This window comes from Citreicella sp. C3M06 (genome assembly GCF_018860705.1).
In the GTDB taxonomy this organism is placed as follows: Bacteria; Pseudomonadota; Alphaproteobacteria; order Rhodobacterales; family Rhodobacteraceae; genus Salipiger.
Map to the genome: position 1 here is coordinate 19,391 of NZ_JAHKQA010000072.1, position 13,683 is coordinate 33,073.

Genomic DNA, 13,683 nt, shown 5'->3' on the forward strand with positions numbered 1-13,683 from the left:
ACCTCATGCGCACCCATGGGCTGACCGAAGCGCAGGCCAGCGCGATTTCCTCTCTGGTCTGGGGAGGGATGTCGTAATGGATGCCAAGGACATCACACTTGCCCTGCGGGGCCGCTGGTATCGGTCCTATGGGCTGGCGTTCTGCCCGGCGCATGGAAACGCCCGAACGCCCGCGCTGAGCCTGAGCAACGCCGCCGATGGGCGCTTGCTCGCCAAGTGTCACGCCGGGTGCGCTTGGGGCGACATCGTGGAGGCGCTCAAGGCGCTGGATCTGGCAGGCGGCGGGGGAGGGTATTCCCCGCCGGACCCAGACACGCTTGCCAGACGCGAGGCCGAGGCGCGGGCCAATGCCAACCGGCGCGAGCGGCAGGCGCTGGCGCTCTGGCGTGAGGGTTTGCCTATCAGCGGCACCCTTGCGGAATGCTATCTTCGGGCGCGCGGGCTGAGCTGCGATCTGCCAGACACGCTGCGGTTTCATCCGTCCTGCTGGCATTCGAGCGCAAGGCGCTTTCCGGCGATGCTGGCGCGGGTGGACGGCGCGGCGCATTTTGCCCTGCACCGGACGTATCTTTGCCCGGACGGCACCGGCAAGGCCGAGGTGACGCCCAACAAGGCGATGCTGGGAGCTGTCATGGGCGGCGCGGTGCGCCTATCTGATACCGAGGGGCCCCTGGTGGTGGCCGAAGGCATCGAGACCGGGCTGGCGCTGCTGTCGGGGCTGCTGCAACTGCCGGTGCGTCTTTGGGCCTGCCTGTCAGCATCCGGGATGCAGCGCGTAACCCTGACGTCAAATCCCGAACGCCTGATCATCGCCACCGACAGCGACGATTCCGGGGTGGGCAAAGCGGCGGGCGATGCGCTAGCGCTGCGGGCATCATCTCTGGGCTGGACCGTCAGCCTGTTTCCAGCGCCGAAGGGATGCGACTGGGCCGATATCCTTGCATTGAACGGGGCCGTAGAATGACGATGCCCAACCCTATTCCCTTCACCCCGGCCGACCATTGGCCGGACCCCGACATGCGCTTTGCCGCCCCGCAAAGACCGCCCGCGCCGGTGATGTCGCCCGATGACTTCGGGGGCGTTTATGGCCCTTGGGCGAGCTGGCTGACCACCGCAGCCGAGGTGAAAGGCGCGCCGGTGGATTATGTCGCGCTTGGGCTGCTGACCACCGCAAGCGCGGCGATTGGCAATTCCCGCTGGTTCTCGCCTTGGAACGGCTGGACCGAACCGCCCGTGCTCTGGGCCATGCTGGTGGGCGACCCTTCGGCGGGCAAATCCCCGGCGCTGGATGCGGTGGCTGATCCGGTAAAGGACATCGAACGCGCGCTATCGCAGCAGTATCAGTCAGCCTGGCAGACATGGAAGGACAAGGACGAAATCGCATCGCTTGCGTTGTTGCAATGGAAAGTCGAAGCCAAGCGCGCGCTGGCCGATGGGCAAGAGCCGCCCGCAAAACCGACCGGGGCGGACGCGGGTGCGCCGCCGGTGCGCGAGCGGCTGACCATCACCGACGCGACCACGGAAAAGGTGGCCGAGCTGCTGGCGCAGACTTGGCGCGGGCTGCTGATGTCGCGGGATGAACTGTCGGGCTGGCTGGCGAGCATGGACCGTTACAGCGGCGGGGGCGACCGGCCTTTCTGGCTCGAAGCCTATGGCGGCAGATCCTACCCGGTGGACCGCAAATCATCGCCCGAACCGATCATCGTGGATCACCTGACCGTCGCGGTGCTGGGCGGCACGCAACCTGACAAGCTGGCGCGGCTGCTGGTGAACACCGACGATGACGGCTTGCTTGCCCGTTTCCTGACCGTGTTCCCCGATCCCGTTCCCTTGTCGCGCCCTGCCGCGCAGATCGACACGGCGATGGTGCGGGTGGCGCTGGAACGGTTACGCAGCCTTGGCGCGGCGCGGGATGACGCCGGCGCGAAAAGCCCGTTCTACATCGTATTTAGCGAGGCGGCGGCGGATGCCTTGCAGGACTTTCGCAAGCAATGCCGCGACTGGGAAACCGAGGCCAGTGGCTTGTTGAAGGGGCATATCGGCAAGATGCCTGGGATGGCGGTGCGCGTAGCCGGGGTGCTGGCGCATCTGGACTGGGCGGTAGAGGCGCGCGCGCCCTATCCTGACAAGATCGGCGTGGGCCACATCGCGCGCGCCTGTCACCTGGTGGGCGGGCATCTGCGGCTTCACGCCTTCCGAGCCTATGGCGCGGCATCCCCGCCCGACGACATCCGCAACGCACGGCGCATTGCCGATGTCATCCGGTCCGAGGACTGGCAGAACTTCACCGCGCGCGACATCCAGCGCCGGGGGCTAGCGGGGCTGCAACTGGCGAAGGCGGTGCAAGCGGCACTCGACGTGCTGGAACAGGCCGACTGGGTGATGCGCTTTCGCGAGGAAACCGGCGGCAAGCCAAGGGTTGTCTATGTAGTGAACCCAAGGACACGGGCGGCGTGACCACCCGACGACCTGACAATACCTGACATAAGCCCCCTTTTGTCAGGTATTGTCAGGGTGTCAGTAGGGTCATCTCAGGGTGGTTACGGGCGCGCAGCTTTCCGCAGCCGATAAGCCAAGAGGCGCTACTACATGAGCAGCGAAGACCTCGCAGACATCCGCAAACGCGCCAGATCCGAAGCGGGCAAATGCCGGTGAAGGCTGCATGGCGGTGTATCCCCCGGCCCGACGTCTCTCGAAGGTAAAGAGCGCATCCGTAAGCCCATGCACAAACGTTGGGCGCGTTGGCGGGCAGAGCGGCAAGGCTGACCCGTACCGGTATCGCGCCAGTGTTAACGTTGCAGACGCAAGAGGCCGTCAGATTTGCCCGTGACCACCCCCGCGCATTTGTATCGGGGGGGTAGTCGAATCTAGACATCCAAACCGCTGTTGCCCGAACACCCCCGTCTCTTGCGCGTGTCCGCAGTTCAGCATTTTTAACCGGGGGCGGTTAAAATCTCTGACATCCAAGGGCTGGAAACCGCGCAACTTCCTGCGTGTGCGATAAGCTCTCAAAAACAGGGGGTGGCCCCTGTCAGGGAGGCATGTCGCAAACTGTTGCGTTCAAGCGTTTCTAGCTTGGCGGGTAGGTTGTCGGGTATGATCCGCATAATACCAATTTACCATTTGAAATCAAAGGTAAATGGCGGAGAGACAGGGATTCGAACCCTGGGAACCCGTGAAGGCTCAACGGTTTTCGAGACCGCCCCGTTCGACCACTCCGGCACCTCTCCGCGGGGATCGTGGGGCGGCATTTAGCGGGCGGAGCGTGCGGGTGCAACAGGGAATTTGAAAAATTCGAAAGAAGATCCTCAAACGCGTCGGCAGGCGCCGCAGTGCTTGGAAAAACCTCCGCCACGGCATAGGCTTGGAACAGTCGCCGCCCCTCAGGAGCCAACGCATGTCTCTGCGCCTCGTCGCGCCTGCAATTCTTGCCGCAGTTGTCGCCCTGCCGCTTCGTGCCGATCCCATCGATCCGCTGAACGAGCTGCTCGACCGCATCGGCCTTAGCGAAATCGTGCAGATCATGCGCGCCGAAGGGCTGGCCTACGGCAGCGAAATGGCCGCAGACCTGCTGCCCGGCGGTGCCAACGCGGCCTGGGATCAGGCGGTAAGCACTATTTATGACACCGAAACCATGTCCGCGATGGTTCGCGCCGGATTCGTCGAGAGCTTTGGTGCGGCCGATCCGGCGCCGCTTCTGGCCTATTTCGGCAGCCCGGAGGGGGAGAGCGTCGTCGCGATGGAACTGGCGGCCCGGCGCGAGATGATTGATGATGCCGTCGAAAGCGCCGCGCGAGAGGCATTTCAGGGGCTCGACGGGTCCGCCGACCCGCGGCTGGGGTTGCTCGATGCTTTCGTCGATGCCAATGATCTGCTGGAATCGAATGTCGTTGGGGCGCTGAACGCCAGTTATGAATTCTACCTTGGGCTTGCCGACGGCGGCGCGATCACCATGAGCGAAGACGAGATCCTTGCCGAGGTCTGGTCGCAGGAACCCGACACCCGCGCCGATTCCCGCGAATGGCTCTATGCCTATCTGTTGATGGCCTATGCGCCGATGAGCGACGCGGCGCTTGGCGATTATGTCGAGATATCATCGACGCCAGAGGGCAGGGCGATGAACCGGGCACTGTTCGTCGGGTTCAACGGGATGTACGATCAGATATCCTATGCGCTAGGGCGCGCCGCGGCCAAGCAGATGATTGCGCAGGAACTCTAGGGCGCGTCGCCACGGGTTGACAATATGGGCTTGCTCTCGCATAAGCGCGCTTCGAGCGGAGCTTTTGTAGCCCCGATCGCGATTATTGACGTGTCCGAAAGGTTTTGCGGGCACAGTGACAACGACAGCCCTTGATGGGCGCGCTGTTCGACGGCGGGGAAACCCGGCAAGCCCGACCCGGATGTTCCGGCAGGGCGCCACAGGACGCGGCAAACGAAGGAAAAGCGCATATGTTCGCGGTGATGAAGACCGGCGGCAAGCAGTATAAAGTCCAGGCAGGTGACATCCTGCGCGTGGAAAAGCTGGCCGCAGACGCGGGTGAAACCGTGCAGTTCAACGAAATCCTCATGCTGGGCGGCGAGTCTGTCACGCTTGGTGCCCCGATGGTGGCTGGCGCCGCCGTGCAGGCCGAGGTTGTCGACCAGATCAAGGGTGACAAGGTCATCCATTTCGTCAAGCGTCGCCGCAAGCACAGCTCGCAGCGCACCAAGGGCCACCGCCAGAAGCTGACGCTTGTGCGCGTGACCGATATTCTTGCTTCGGGCGCGGATGCGACCGGCGTCAAGGCTGCCGTGGGTTCGGGCTCTGTTTCCGCACCGGCCGTTGCCGCTGGCGATGACCTGACGCAGATCACCGGTGTCGGCCCCGCCGCCGCCAAGAAGCTGAACGAGGCTGGCATCACGACCTACGCCGCGCTCGCCGCTGTCGACCCCGAAGCATTCGAGGCCGCCAAGGTGAAGCCTGAGTGGGTCGAACAAGCCAAAACCCTCGCCTGAGATTGAAGGAGACTGACCTATGGCACATAAAAAAGCAGGTGGTTCGTCCCGTAACGGCCGCGACTCCGCTGGCCGCCGGCTCGGCGTAAAGCTCTACGGTGGCCAGTCGGCCATCCCGGGCAACATCATCATCCGTCAGCGCGGCACCAAGTTCTGGCCGGGCAACGGCGTTGGCCTTGGCAAGGACCACACCATCTTCGCAACCGAAGAAGGCGCGGTGTCCTTCCACAAAGGCCTCAAGGGCCGCACCTTTGTATCCGTTGTCCCGACGGCGAAGGCCGCCGAGTAAGCCGATCTCGCGGAACGATAATATCGGGGGGATCGGTTCAAAGCCGGTCCCCTTCGGCGTTTCTGAGGGGGACGCGCCGAACCTTCGGTCAGAGTGCATCAGAGGAGTGTACGCATGAGCCTAGACAACCTGAAGATGCCAAGCCGGCCGGTGCCGGTTGCGCGCTCTCAGCCCGTCATCGAGGCAGAGCGGTTCGTGCTTCGGCCGATGCGTCGCTCCGACGCCGGGCTGATCTCGCTGTATGCCGGAGATGAGCGGCTTGCGCGCATGACGACCTCGATTCCCCATCCGTTTCCGCCGGGCACGGCTGAAAGCCTGATCGCCCGCGCCGCTGATCCGCAGCGCGAGGAGGATGTGTGGGTGATTGACGGATCGGCGCAGGAGGGGGCCGAGATCATGGGGCTGATCTCGCTCAAGACCGTGGATGAGCGGCAAAGCGAAATCGCCTATTGGGTGGCGCCGCCATATTGGAACACGGGGCTTGGGTCCGAAGCATTGCGGGCGCTGGTCGTGGCCAACCCGGGGCAGGCGGAAACGCTATTCGCCAGCGTGTTTCAGGACAATCCGGCATCGGCACGGGTGCTGACCAATGCTGGCTTTGAATACATCGGCGACGCCGAAGCGTTTTCCGTGGCTCGCAATGCCAAGGTTCCCACCTGGACCTATTTGCGCCGGATGAACTGACCCGAAAAAAACAAAGGCGATCGGGAACCGATCGCCTTTTTGCGTGTTAGTCTTCCATGTCGCGCCGTTAGCTTCCCCAGCTGCGCACCGGACCGCAGTCCATATGAACAAAGCTCGAGCTGGTGTAGCGCCCGACACCGCCAGCCCGGCAAGCCGCCGCCGCCTTGGCGATCTGATTGACCGAGCGGGAATTGAGGCGAAGATCCGCCGCTTCGCCCTTGAGGTGGCGCGAGTTCTTTGCGACGCCGGAGCTGCGCGCGCTGAGCATCGCGTTGGTCTTCGGGCAGCGATAGCCCGAAATCAGCATATAGGGCTCGCTCGTATCCATCAGGTTATGCGCTGCCGTCATGATGTCGATGGTGCGCGGATCAATGGTTTTCATGTCGTTCGTGCGCCAGTCGCGCATGAAATACGACACCTGATTGAGCGATTCAGCGATGTACTGGCCTTCGATCCAGTAGATCATGTCGATCTTTTCACCGGTTCGCCCGGAATACATCCTGATCCGTCTGATATCACCCGCACCACGCAAGAACCCGGCGGCGTTGCCGTAGGTCGGAGCTGAGGTGACGAGTGTAGCTGCAAATGCGCCAAGAAGGCCGCGACGCGTGAGGCCGCCTGCGGTAGTTCCAGTCATGTTGAAGCGCCTGTCCCGTTAGTCTCTGTGCCTGTTCAGCCGCCTCGTTGGGCGGCTCTGCCATCTCCCCAGATGCACCCCGTGTATCGCATATCGAGCCCAATCGCGGAAGGCGGCAATTCGGCATCCATGTTACACTCAAGAAGTTTCGGCAAAGTTTCGCGCAAATGATCCTTTTGATGTGGCGCATTTGTGCCAACTTCTAAATGGCAGGGGCAGTGACGCCGCGCCTGCGTGCGAACATCCCGGAGCGCGGGAAAAAGTGGATGGACAGGGCAGGGTGCTGAATAAGAACACTGTTTCCTGATCGTTGAGAAGAGTTTCGGAGTGGATATGCCCAAGACACCTAATCCGCAACGTGGGATGCTGAACGCCGGGGTCGCGCTGATCGTGGCCGCTAGCTGGCTGTGCAGCGCTCCGGTGCAGGCGCAGACGCTGTCTTTGACAGCCTACAAGCAGGCCGTCGCCGAATCACTGTCTGGCGATGCAGAGATGGCTGCATTCTACCGCGAACGTGGCTTCGACCCGCTTTGGACGGCCCCGGACGAGGCGTCAGCGACCCGCCGCGCGGCCTTGCTAGAGGCGCTGGCCTCGGCATCGGCGCACGGGCTTCCGGCCTCGCGTTTCAATGCGCAGACCTTGCTGGCGCAGATGCGTGCCGCCCGGACCGATCATGCGCGCGGGCAGGTCGAAATCGCGCTGAGCGAGACGTTTCTGGCCTATGCGCACGCGATCAATGGCGGCTTGCTGGATGGTCGGCGCATCGACAGCGGCATCAAGCGCGGACCGCAACGGCTGTCGGCGCGCGGCTTGCTCGACCGGATGAGCCGCGAAGATCCGCGTCACGTTCTGGCATCGCTCGCGCCGCAAACCCCGGAATACGCCCGGCTGATGCGCGCGAAGCTCGAGCTGCAACAGGTCATCGGTCGTGGCGGCTGGGGCGCAACGATCAGGGCCGGCAAACTTGACCCAGGGCAGAGCGGCGCGGAGGTTGTCGCGCTGCGCGACCGGCTGCTGCGCATGGGCTACCTCGCACCGACCCTGTCGGCCAGCTATGATGGTCCGCTGCGGGCCGCCGTGCTTGAATTTCAGGAAGATCACGGGCTTGAGGCCGACGGCGTGGCGGGATCTGCAACGCTCTCTGCGATCAATGTCGCGCCGGAAGAGCGGCTCAAGTCGGTGGTGGTTGCGATGGAGCGCGAGCGCTGGCTGAATCTGCCCGAGGGGCGGGGCAAGCGCCACGTCTACGTCAACCTGACCGATTACCACGCCAACATCATCGACGATGGCAAGGTCACCTTCGAGACACGCTCGGTTGTGGGTGCGCAAGCCCCAGACCGTGCCACGCCGGAATTCTCGGACGTGATGGAATTCATGGTGATCAACCCGTCATGGTATGTTCCGCGCTCGATCGTGGTAAATGAATACCTGCCGCTGCTGCGGCGCAATCCGGCTGCGGTGAGCCATCTGCAGATCACCGACAGCCGCGGCCGTACGGTCAACCGGGCCAGCGGGTTTTCGCAGTACAGCGCCGCGAGCTTTCCGTTTTCCATGCGTCAGCCGCCGGGGCCGCAGAATGCGCTGGGGGAGGTGAAGTTCATGTTCCCCAACAAGTACAACATCTATCTGCATGACACGCCGTCGAAACATCTGTTTGCCCGCAACGAGCGCGCGTTCTCCCACGGCTGCATCCGGCTGAGCGATCCCAAGGATTTCGCCTATGCGTTGCTGGCGAAACAGACCGACGATCCGCGCGGGCTGTTCGACGCGCGGTTGCGCAGCGGGGCTGAAAGCCGGGTCAACCTTGAAGAGCCGGTGCCGGTGCATCTGGTCTACCGAACGGCGTTCACCACCGCGAAGGGCCATGTCAACTATCGCGCCGACATCTACGGGCGTGACACCAAATTGTGGAACGCCCTGTCGGCGGCGGGGGTGGCGCTGCTGGACGCGCAAAGCTAAACCGCTTTGGGAGCAATCCCGGAGGCTGCCATGTCGTTTACCATCGCCGATCTCGCCAAAGCCCTCGGGCTGGAGGCTGCCGGAGACCTGTCGCTGCGCGTCAGTGGCGTCAACGAACCGGCGCTTGCCAGTGCCGATGAGCTTGCCCTTGCGATGAAACCGGCATTCGCGGCGCAGATCCGTCAGGGCAAGGCGCAGGCGGGGATGCTGTGGCAGGGCGCGGATTGGCAAGGCTATGGCCTGAAGGCGGCGATTCTGGCGCATCGGCCCCGCCATGCGCTGTCCGGGCTGTCGGCGATGATGGATCCGGGGCAAGGCTATCATGATGGCATCCATCCGCTTGCGCTGATCGAGCCCGGTGCCGAGCTGGGTACGGGCGTCAGTGTCGGCCCGTTTACGGTGATCGGCGCCGGGGCGCGGATTGGCGCGGGGTCTTGCATTGGGCCGCAGTGTCACATCGGGCAGGGCAGCGTCATCGGGCCGCAGGCGCTGTTGCATGCCGGGGTCCGGATCGGCGCGCGCATCAGCATCGGCGCGCGCTTTATCGCCCAGCCCGGTGCGGTGATCGGCGGCGACGGGTTTTCCTACGTAACGCCAGAGCCGTCGGGGGTTGAAAAGGTGCGCGAGACGCTTGGCCGCGACAGCGACGCCGCTGCGCAGGACTGGGCGCGCATTCATTCATTGGGCGGGGTGAGCATCGGCGATGATGTCGAGATCGGCGCCAACGCCTGCGTCGACCGGGGCACCGTGCGCGACACGCTCATCGGCAGCGGCAGCAAGATCGACAACCTCGTGCAGGTTGGCCATAACGTGGTGATCGGGCGCAACTGCCTGCTGTGCGGGCAGGTCGGCATCGCGGGCTCGACCCGGCTGGGTGACAACGTGGTGCTCGGCGGGCAGACCGGGGTGGTCGACAACATCACCGTCGGCGACCGCGTCATCACCGGCGCGGGCACCAAGCTGATGGCCAATGTGCCCGCGGGGCGCGCCATGCTGGGCTATCCCGCGACGAAGATGGACAGCAACGTCGAAAGCTACAAGGCGCTGCGCCGTCTGCCGCGTCTGGCCCGCGAGTTCGCCGAGCTGAAGAAAGCGGTTTCCAAGCTCGCCGAGGGCCGGTAAACGGGCGCTGCTACATGCGACGAACAGGGAGTGCCGCCGCCATGAGTGTCAAGGACCGGGTCATCGCGATCATCGCGGAACAGGCGGTGCTGGAGCCGTCGGACGTCACGATGGACAGCACGCTGGAGGATCTGGGCATCGACAGCCTTGGTCTCGTCGAAAGCATCTTCGCCATCGAGGAAGCCTTCGACATCACCGTTCCCTTCAACGCCAACGCGCCTGACCAGAGCGATTTCGATATTTCGAGCGTCGGCAGCATCATCGCGGGCATCGAAAAGCTGATCTCCGAGCAGGTGTCGTGAAACGAGTCGTCATCACCGGCGCGGGAACCATCAACGCACTGGGTCGGAACGTCTCGGAAACGCTCGAGGCGATGCGCGAGGGCCGGTGCGGTATCTCGGATCTGGAATTTCGCGATGTCGAGCGGCTTGCCATCCGCATCGGCGGGCAGATCAAGGGCTATCACCCCGAAGAGGTATTCAACCGCCAGCAGATGGTTCTGTACGACCGTTTCACCCAGTTCGCGCTGCTGGCGGCGCGCGAGGCTGTGGCGCAATCAGGGCTGGAGTTTCACGGCGAACTGGCCGACCGCGCTGGCGTGGTGCTGGGCACGTCGGGGGGCGGGCTGATCACGCAGGACGAGAATTACCGTTCGGTCTACGAAGAGGGCAAAAACCGCGTTCATCCCTTTGTGGTGCCCAAGCTGATGAACAACGCCGCCGCGAGCCATGTCAGCATGGAAATGAACCTGCGCGGCCCGACCTTTACCGTCGCCACCGCCTGCGCATCGTCAAACCATGCGATGGGGCTGGCCTTTCAGATGGTGCGCTCGGGCGCCTCGACGGTGATGGTCACCGGCGGCTCGGAATCGATGCTGTGCTTTGGTGGGGTCAAGGCTTGGGAAGGGCTGCGCGTGATGTCCAAGGACGCCTGCCGCCCGTTTTCCGCCAACCGCAACGGCATGGTGCAGGGCGAGGGCGCCGGCGTCTATGTCTTCGAGGATTACGAGCACGCCCGCGACCGCGGGGCCGAGATTCTGGCCGAAGTGGTCGGCTTCGCCATGACCTCGGATGCTTCGGACATCGTAATGCCCTCAAAGCAGGGGGCGGCGCGGGCGATCACCGGCGCATTGCGCGACGGGGGAATCGCTGCCGAAGAGGTAGGCTATATCAACGCCCATGGCACCGGCACCGCGGCCAACGACAAAACCGAATGCGCCGCGGTGGCCGATGCGCTTGGGGCGCAGGCCGACCGGGTTATGATCTCGTCCACCAAGGCGATGCATGGCCATTGCATCGGCGGCACTGGCGCCATCGAACTGCTGGCCTGCATTATGGCGCTGCGCGACGGCATCGTGGCGCCCACCATCGGCTATGAGGAACCGGACGCCGAGTGCGCGCTGGACGTGGTGCCCAACGTCGCACGTGAGGTACAGGTCTCGACGGTGTTGTCGAATGCCTTTGCCTTTGGCGGGCTCAACGCCGTGCTGGCGCTGCGCCGGGCAAGTTAGGCGCGGCGGCGAAAGCCCAGGAAGCCAAGCGCACCAAGCAGCAGCAGGCCCGCACCGGGCAGCGGCACGGCAGAGACCACCGCGCTGGTGTCGGTGCCCGGAACCCCGACAGTGCCGGTGCCGGTGTCAGAAGTGGTCGTCGAAGCCGCATAGCTGAGCGTGCCAGCGCCGTTCTCTACACCGACCCAGACATACACCGTGTCAAGCAAATCGCCGAAATCGATCGTGACCGTTTCGCTCGTATCCTTGTTCCAGTTCAGCTTCCATTTGCCAGCGCTATTGCCACATGTCAGGCAATCGGACTCTTCTGTTGTCCAATAGATCTTTCCGCCAAAATTGTTCTTGCCTTCATCCAAAGCAAAGTCCAACGTGGTGCTCGAGACGTCCGTCAGCGTGTAGCGCAGCTCATCGTTGTTGGACAAAGAAACCACCGTCATCGCCTGTGCGGGCATGGCGGCAAAAAAGGCGAGGGCGGTAAAGGCAGGCAGACGCATCAGTTTCTTAACTCCATTGGACCTGAGTGCTGCATCTAGGCTCGTCGCCGTTTTGCGTCTATTGGCAACATTGCCTATAGACGTGTATCTTATTGTCATTTTTGCACTTTGTTCTTCTATGCGCAGCGCCGGTGCGCTCGCGTGCCTCCCACCGTGTTGTGAGACAGCCTATGTTTGCTGCAACAATGACAGGAGGCTACAATGTCCAAACATGTTGCAGTGCTGGTGGGTTCGCTCAGGGATGGCTCGTTCAACCGCAAGCTGGCGTGCGAAATGGCACGCCTTGCCCCGGACGGGCTGGAATTCAGCTTTGTGCGAACCGGCGAGCTGCCGCTTTATAACCCAGATCTAGATGAGGGCACGCCCCCCGAGGCCTGGACCGCCTTTCGCAGGGCCGTCGGCCGCGCGGATGCGGTGATGTTCGTGACACCGGAATACAATCGTTCGGTGCCCGCGAATCTCAAGAATGCGCTGGATGTGGGCTCGCGCCCCATCGGAAACAGTGTCTGGGATGGCAAGCCGTCGGCGGTGGTGTCCGGGTCGATGGGCGCAATCGGGGGTTTCGGTGCCAACCACCATCTGCGCCAGTCGCTGGTGGCCCTGAACGCAGCCCCGATGCAGCAGCCCGAGGCCTATATCGGCGCGATCCATACGCTGTTCGACGAGCAGGGCACGCTCAAGAACGCTGATACCAAGGCGTTCCTCGCCAGCTTCATGGCGGCATTCGCGACGTGGATCGGTAAATTGACCTGAGCCAAAAATCGAGAGGCGGCGGTCTCCCCTCCGCCGCCTCTCCGTGTGGGGTATACCCGGTGCCGGGTGCACCTTCCCCTGTAGGGTCAGTGATGCAGGCGGCCCATTGCTCCAGCAACGTCGGCCATGCGGGCGGAAAAGCCCCACTCGTTATCGTACCACGCAAGCACACGAACTGTGCGTTTGCCAACCACTTTGGTCTGCTCGGGTGCAAAAATAGAGCTTGCCGTCGTGTGGTTGAAGTCGACGGAGACCTTCGGCTCAGGGTCATATACAAGAACGCTGCCCATCCGTCCAGCCGCTGCTTCACGTACGATCTCATTTACGTCATCGACCGTAACATCTTTCGATGCCTGGAACGTAAGGTCAACGGCCGACACATTCGGGGTCGGAACGCGCATCGCAGAGCCATCCAGCTTTCCCCTGAGATTCGGCAGCACCTCGCCGATCGCAGCCGCAGCACCGGTCGAGGTCGGGATCATCGCCATGGCCGCGGCGCGGGCGCGATACAGATCCTTGTGCCGCCGGTCCAGCGTCGGCTGATCGCCGGTATAGCTGTGAATGGTGGTCATGATGCCGCTCTCGATGCCGATCGCCTCGTCAAGCACCTTGGCAAGCGGAGCAAGCCCGTTGGTGGTGCAGGACCCGTTCGAGATCATCACGTCACCCTGCACCAGATCGCGGTGGTTGACGCCGTAAACGATGGTCTTCTGCACGTTCTTCGCCGGGGCCGAGATCAGCACCGATCTGGCCCCCTGATGGATGTGCTGAACCGCCTTTTCGCCGTCATTGAACTGGCCGGTGCATTCCAGCACCACGTCGCAACCCGTCCAGTCCAGCTCGGCCATGTCATAGGTCGACATCACCTCAATCGGCCCGCGTCCCAGATCAAGCGCAGCGTTCCCCACCACCGTGACCGGCCCGCCAAACCGCCCGTGCACGCTGTCATAGCGCAGCAGGTGGGCCGAAGTCTCGATCGGGCCCGTGGCGTTGATCTTGACGACCTGCACATCGTTGCGGGCGCTTTCAGCAATATGGGCAAGGGTGCAGCGGCCGATACGGCCAAAGCCGTTGATCCCCACGGTAACGGTCATGAAACGCTCTCCTGTACAAGCTATGTTTCATTCGTGCATACTGATGTATGCAGCCAATCCAAGCCTGAAAACTCAATATTGACAGTATGTTAGCGATAAACGTTCAGGTTGCGCTAACATTGGCGTGCGGCTTGCGCAGCCCGCAG

The 13,683-nt window shown here is 63.2% G+C and carries 14 protein-coding genes and 1 tRNA gene; 11 read left to right on the top strand and 4 right to left on the bottom strand.

The features are described from left to right. Positions 1-76 precede the first annotated feature (76 nt). The gene (locus KO516_RS15010) at positions 77-964 is read left to right on the top strand and encodes a toprim domain-containing protein (RefSeq protein ID WP_216004596.1); all 888 of its coding nucleotides are present in this window, start codon (positions 77-79) and stop codon (positions 962-964) included. Then, a complete protein-coding gene (locus KO516_RS15015) occupies positions 961-2,457 on the top strand; it encodes a YfjI family protein (RefSeq protein WP_252737630.1) in 1,497 nt (498 codons plus the stop codon). The genes KO516_RS15010 and KO516_RS15015 overlap by 4 nt, the downstream gene beginning before the upstream one ends. 683 nt (positions 2,458-3,140) lie before the next feature. Here the strand turns inward: KO516_RS15015 and KO516_RS15020 are convergent. After that, a tRNA-Ser gene (locus tag KO516_RS15020) sits at positions 3,141-3,230 on the bottom strand. A 167-nt stretch (positions 3,231-3,397) separates the two neighbouring features. Between KO516_RS15020 and KO516_RS15025 the strand changes: the two genes are divergently transcribed. The 4 genes from KO516_RS15025 to KO516_RS15040 all read left to right on the top strand — a co-directional run bounded on the left by KO516_RS15025 (position 3,398) and on the right by KO516_RS15040 (position 5,968). Then, entirely contained in the window at positions 3,398-4,219 is an 822-nt protein-coding gene (locus KO516_RS15025; protein ID WP_216004597.1) for a hypothetical protein, read from the top strand. Positions 4,220-4,449: 230 nt separating this feature from the next. Further along, positions 4,450-4,995, top strand: coding sequence for a 50S ribosomal protein L21 (rplU, locus tag KO516_RS15030; protein WP_216004933.1), 546 nt, complete (start codon positions 4,450-4,452; stop codon positions 4,993-4,995). A gap of 19 nt (positions 4,996-5,014) precedes the next feature. Next, a complete protein-coding gene (gene rpmA, locus KO516_RS15035; protein WP_216004598.1) occupies positions 5,015-5,284 on the top strand; it encodes a 50S ribosomal protein L27 in 270 nt (89 codons plus the stop codon). A gap of 114 nt (positions 5,285-5,398) precedes the next feature. Continuing rightward, positions 5,399-5,968, top strand: a complete 570-nt coding sequence (locus KO516_RS15040; protein ID WP_216004599.1) for a GNAT family N-acetyltransferase — start codon at positions 5,399-5,401, stop codon at positions 5,966-5,968. Between the two features lie 67 nt (positions 5,969-6,035). On the opposite strand, the gene KO516_RS15045 is transcribed toward KO516_RS15040, so the two are convergent. Continuing rightward, the gene (locus KO516_RS15045) at positions 6,036-6,605 is read right to left on the bottom strand and encodes a DUF882 domain-containing protein (protein ID WP_216004600.1); all 570 of its coding nucleotides are present in this window, start codon (positions 6,603-6,605) and stop codon (positions 6,036-6,038) included. Positions 6,606-6,938: 333 nt separating this feature from the next. Here KO516_RS15045 and KO516_RS15050 point away from each other — a divergent pair, with 333 nt between their 5' ends. From KO516_RS15050 to KO516_RS15065, 4 genes are read left to right on the top strand one after another with little or no spacing between them, the layout of a single operon-like run. Continuing rightward, a complete protein-coding gene (locus KO516_RS15050; RefSeq protein ID WP_216004601.1) occupies positions 6,939-8,564 on the top strand; it encodes a murein L,D-transpeptidase in 1,626 nt (541 codons plus the stop codon). A 30-nt stretch (positions 8,565-8,594) separates the two neighbouring features. Then, on the top strand, positions 8,595-9,686 hold the full coding sequence (gene lpxD, locus KO516_RS15055; protein WP_216004602.1) for a UDP-3-O-(3-hydroxymyristoyl)glucosamine N-acyltransferase: 1,092 nt from the start codon (positions 8,595-8,597) through the stop codon (positions 9,684-9,686). A 41-nt stretch (positions 9,687-9,727) separates the two neighbouring features. Next, complete coding sequence (locus KO516_RS15060) at positions 9,728-9,988, top strand: acyl carrier protein (protein WP_216004603.1); 261 nt, start codon at positions 9,728-9,730, stop codon at positions 9,986-9,988. After that, positions 9,985-11,196, top strand: a complete 1,212-nt coding sequence (locus KO516_RS15065; RefSeq protein WP_216004604.1) for a beta-ketoacyl-[acyl-carrier-protein] synthase family protein — start codon at positions 9,985-9,987, stop codon at positions 11,194-11,196. The genes KO516_RS15060 and KO516_RS15065 overlap by 4 nt, the downstream gene beginning before the upstream one ends. Here the strand turns inward: KO516_RS15065 and KO516_RS15070 are convergent. Next, positions 11,193-11,690, bottom strand: coding sequence for a hypothetical protein (locus KO516_RS15070; protein ID WP_216004605.1), 498 nt, complete (start codon positions 11,688-11,690; stop codon positions 11,193-11,195). The genes KO516_RS15065 and KO516_RS15070 overlap by 4 nt on opposite strands. Positions 11,691-11,891: 201 nt before the next feature. On the opposite strand from KO516_RS15070, the gene KO516_RS15075 reads away from it, so the two are divergent. Further along, entirely contained in the window at positions 11,892-12,443 is a 552-nt protein-coding gene (locus KO516_RS15075) for an NADPH-dependent FMN reductase (protein WP_216004606.1), read from the top strand. A gap of 86 nt (positions 12,444-12,529) precedes the next feature. On the opposite strand, the gene gap is transcribed toward KO516_RS15075, so the two are convergent. Continuing rightward, positions 12,530-13,537 carry a type I glyceraldehyde-3-phosphate dehydrogenase gene (gene gap / locus KO516_RS15080; RefSeq protein WP_216004607.1) on the bottom strand — a complete coding sequence of 336 codons (1,008 nt, stop codon included), beginning with the start codon at positions 13,535-13,537 and terminating at the stop codon, positions 12,530-12,532. Between the last annotated feature and the right edge of the window lie 146 nt (positions 13,538-13,683).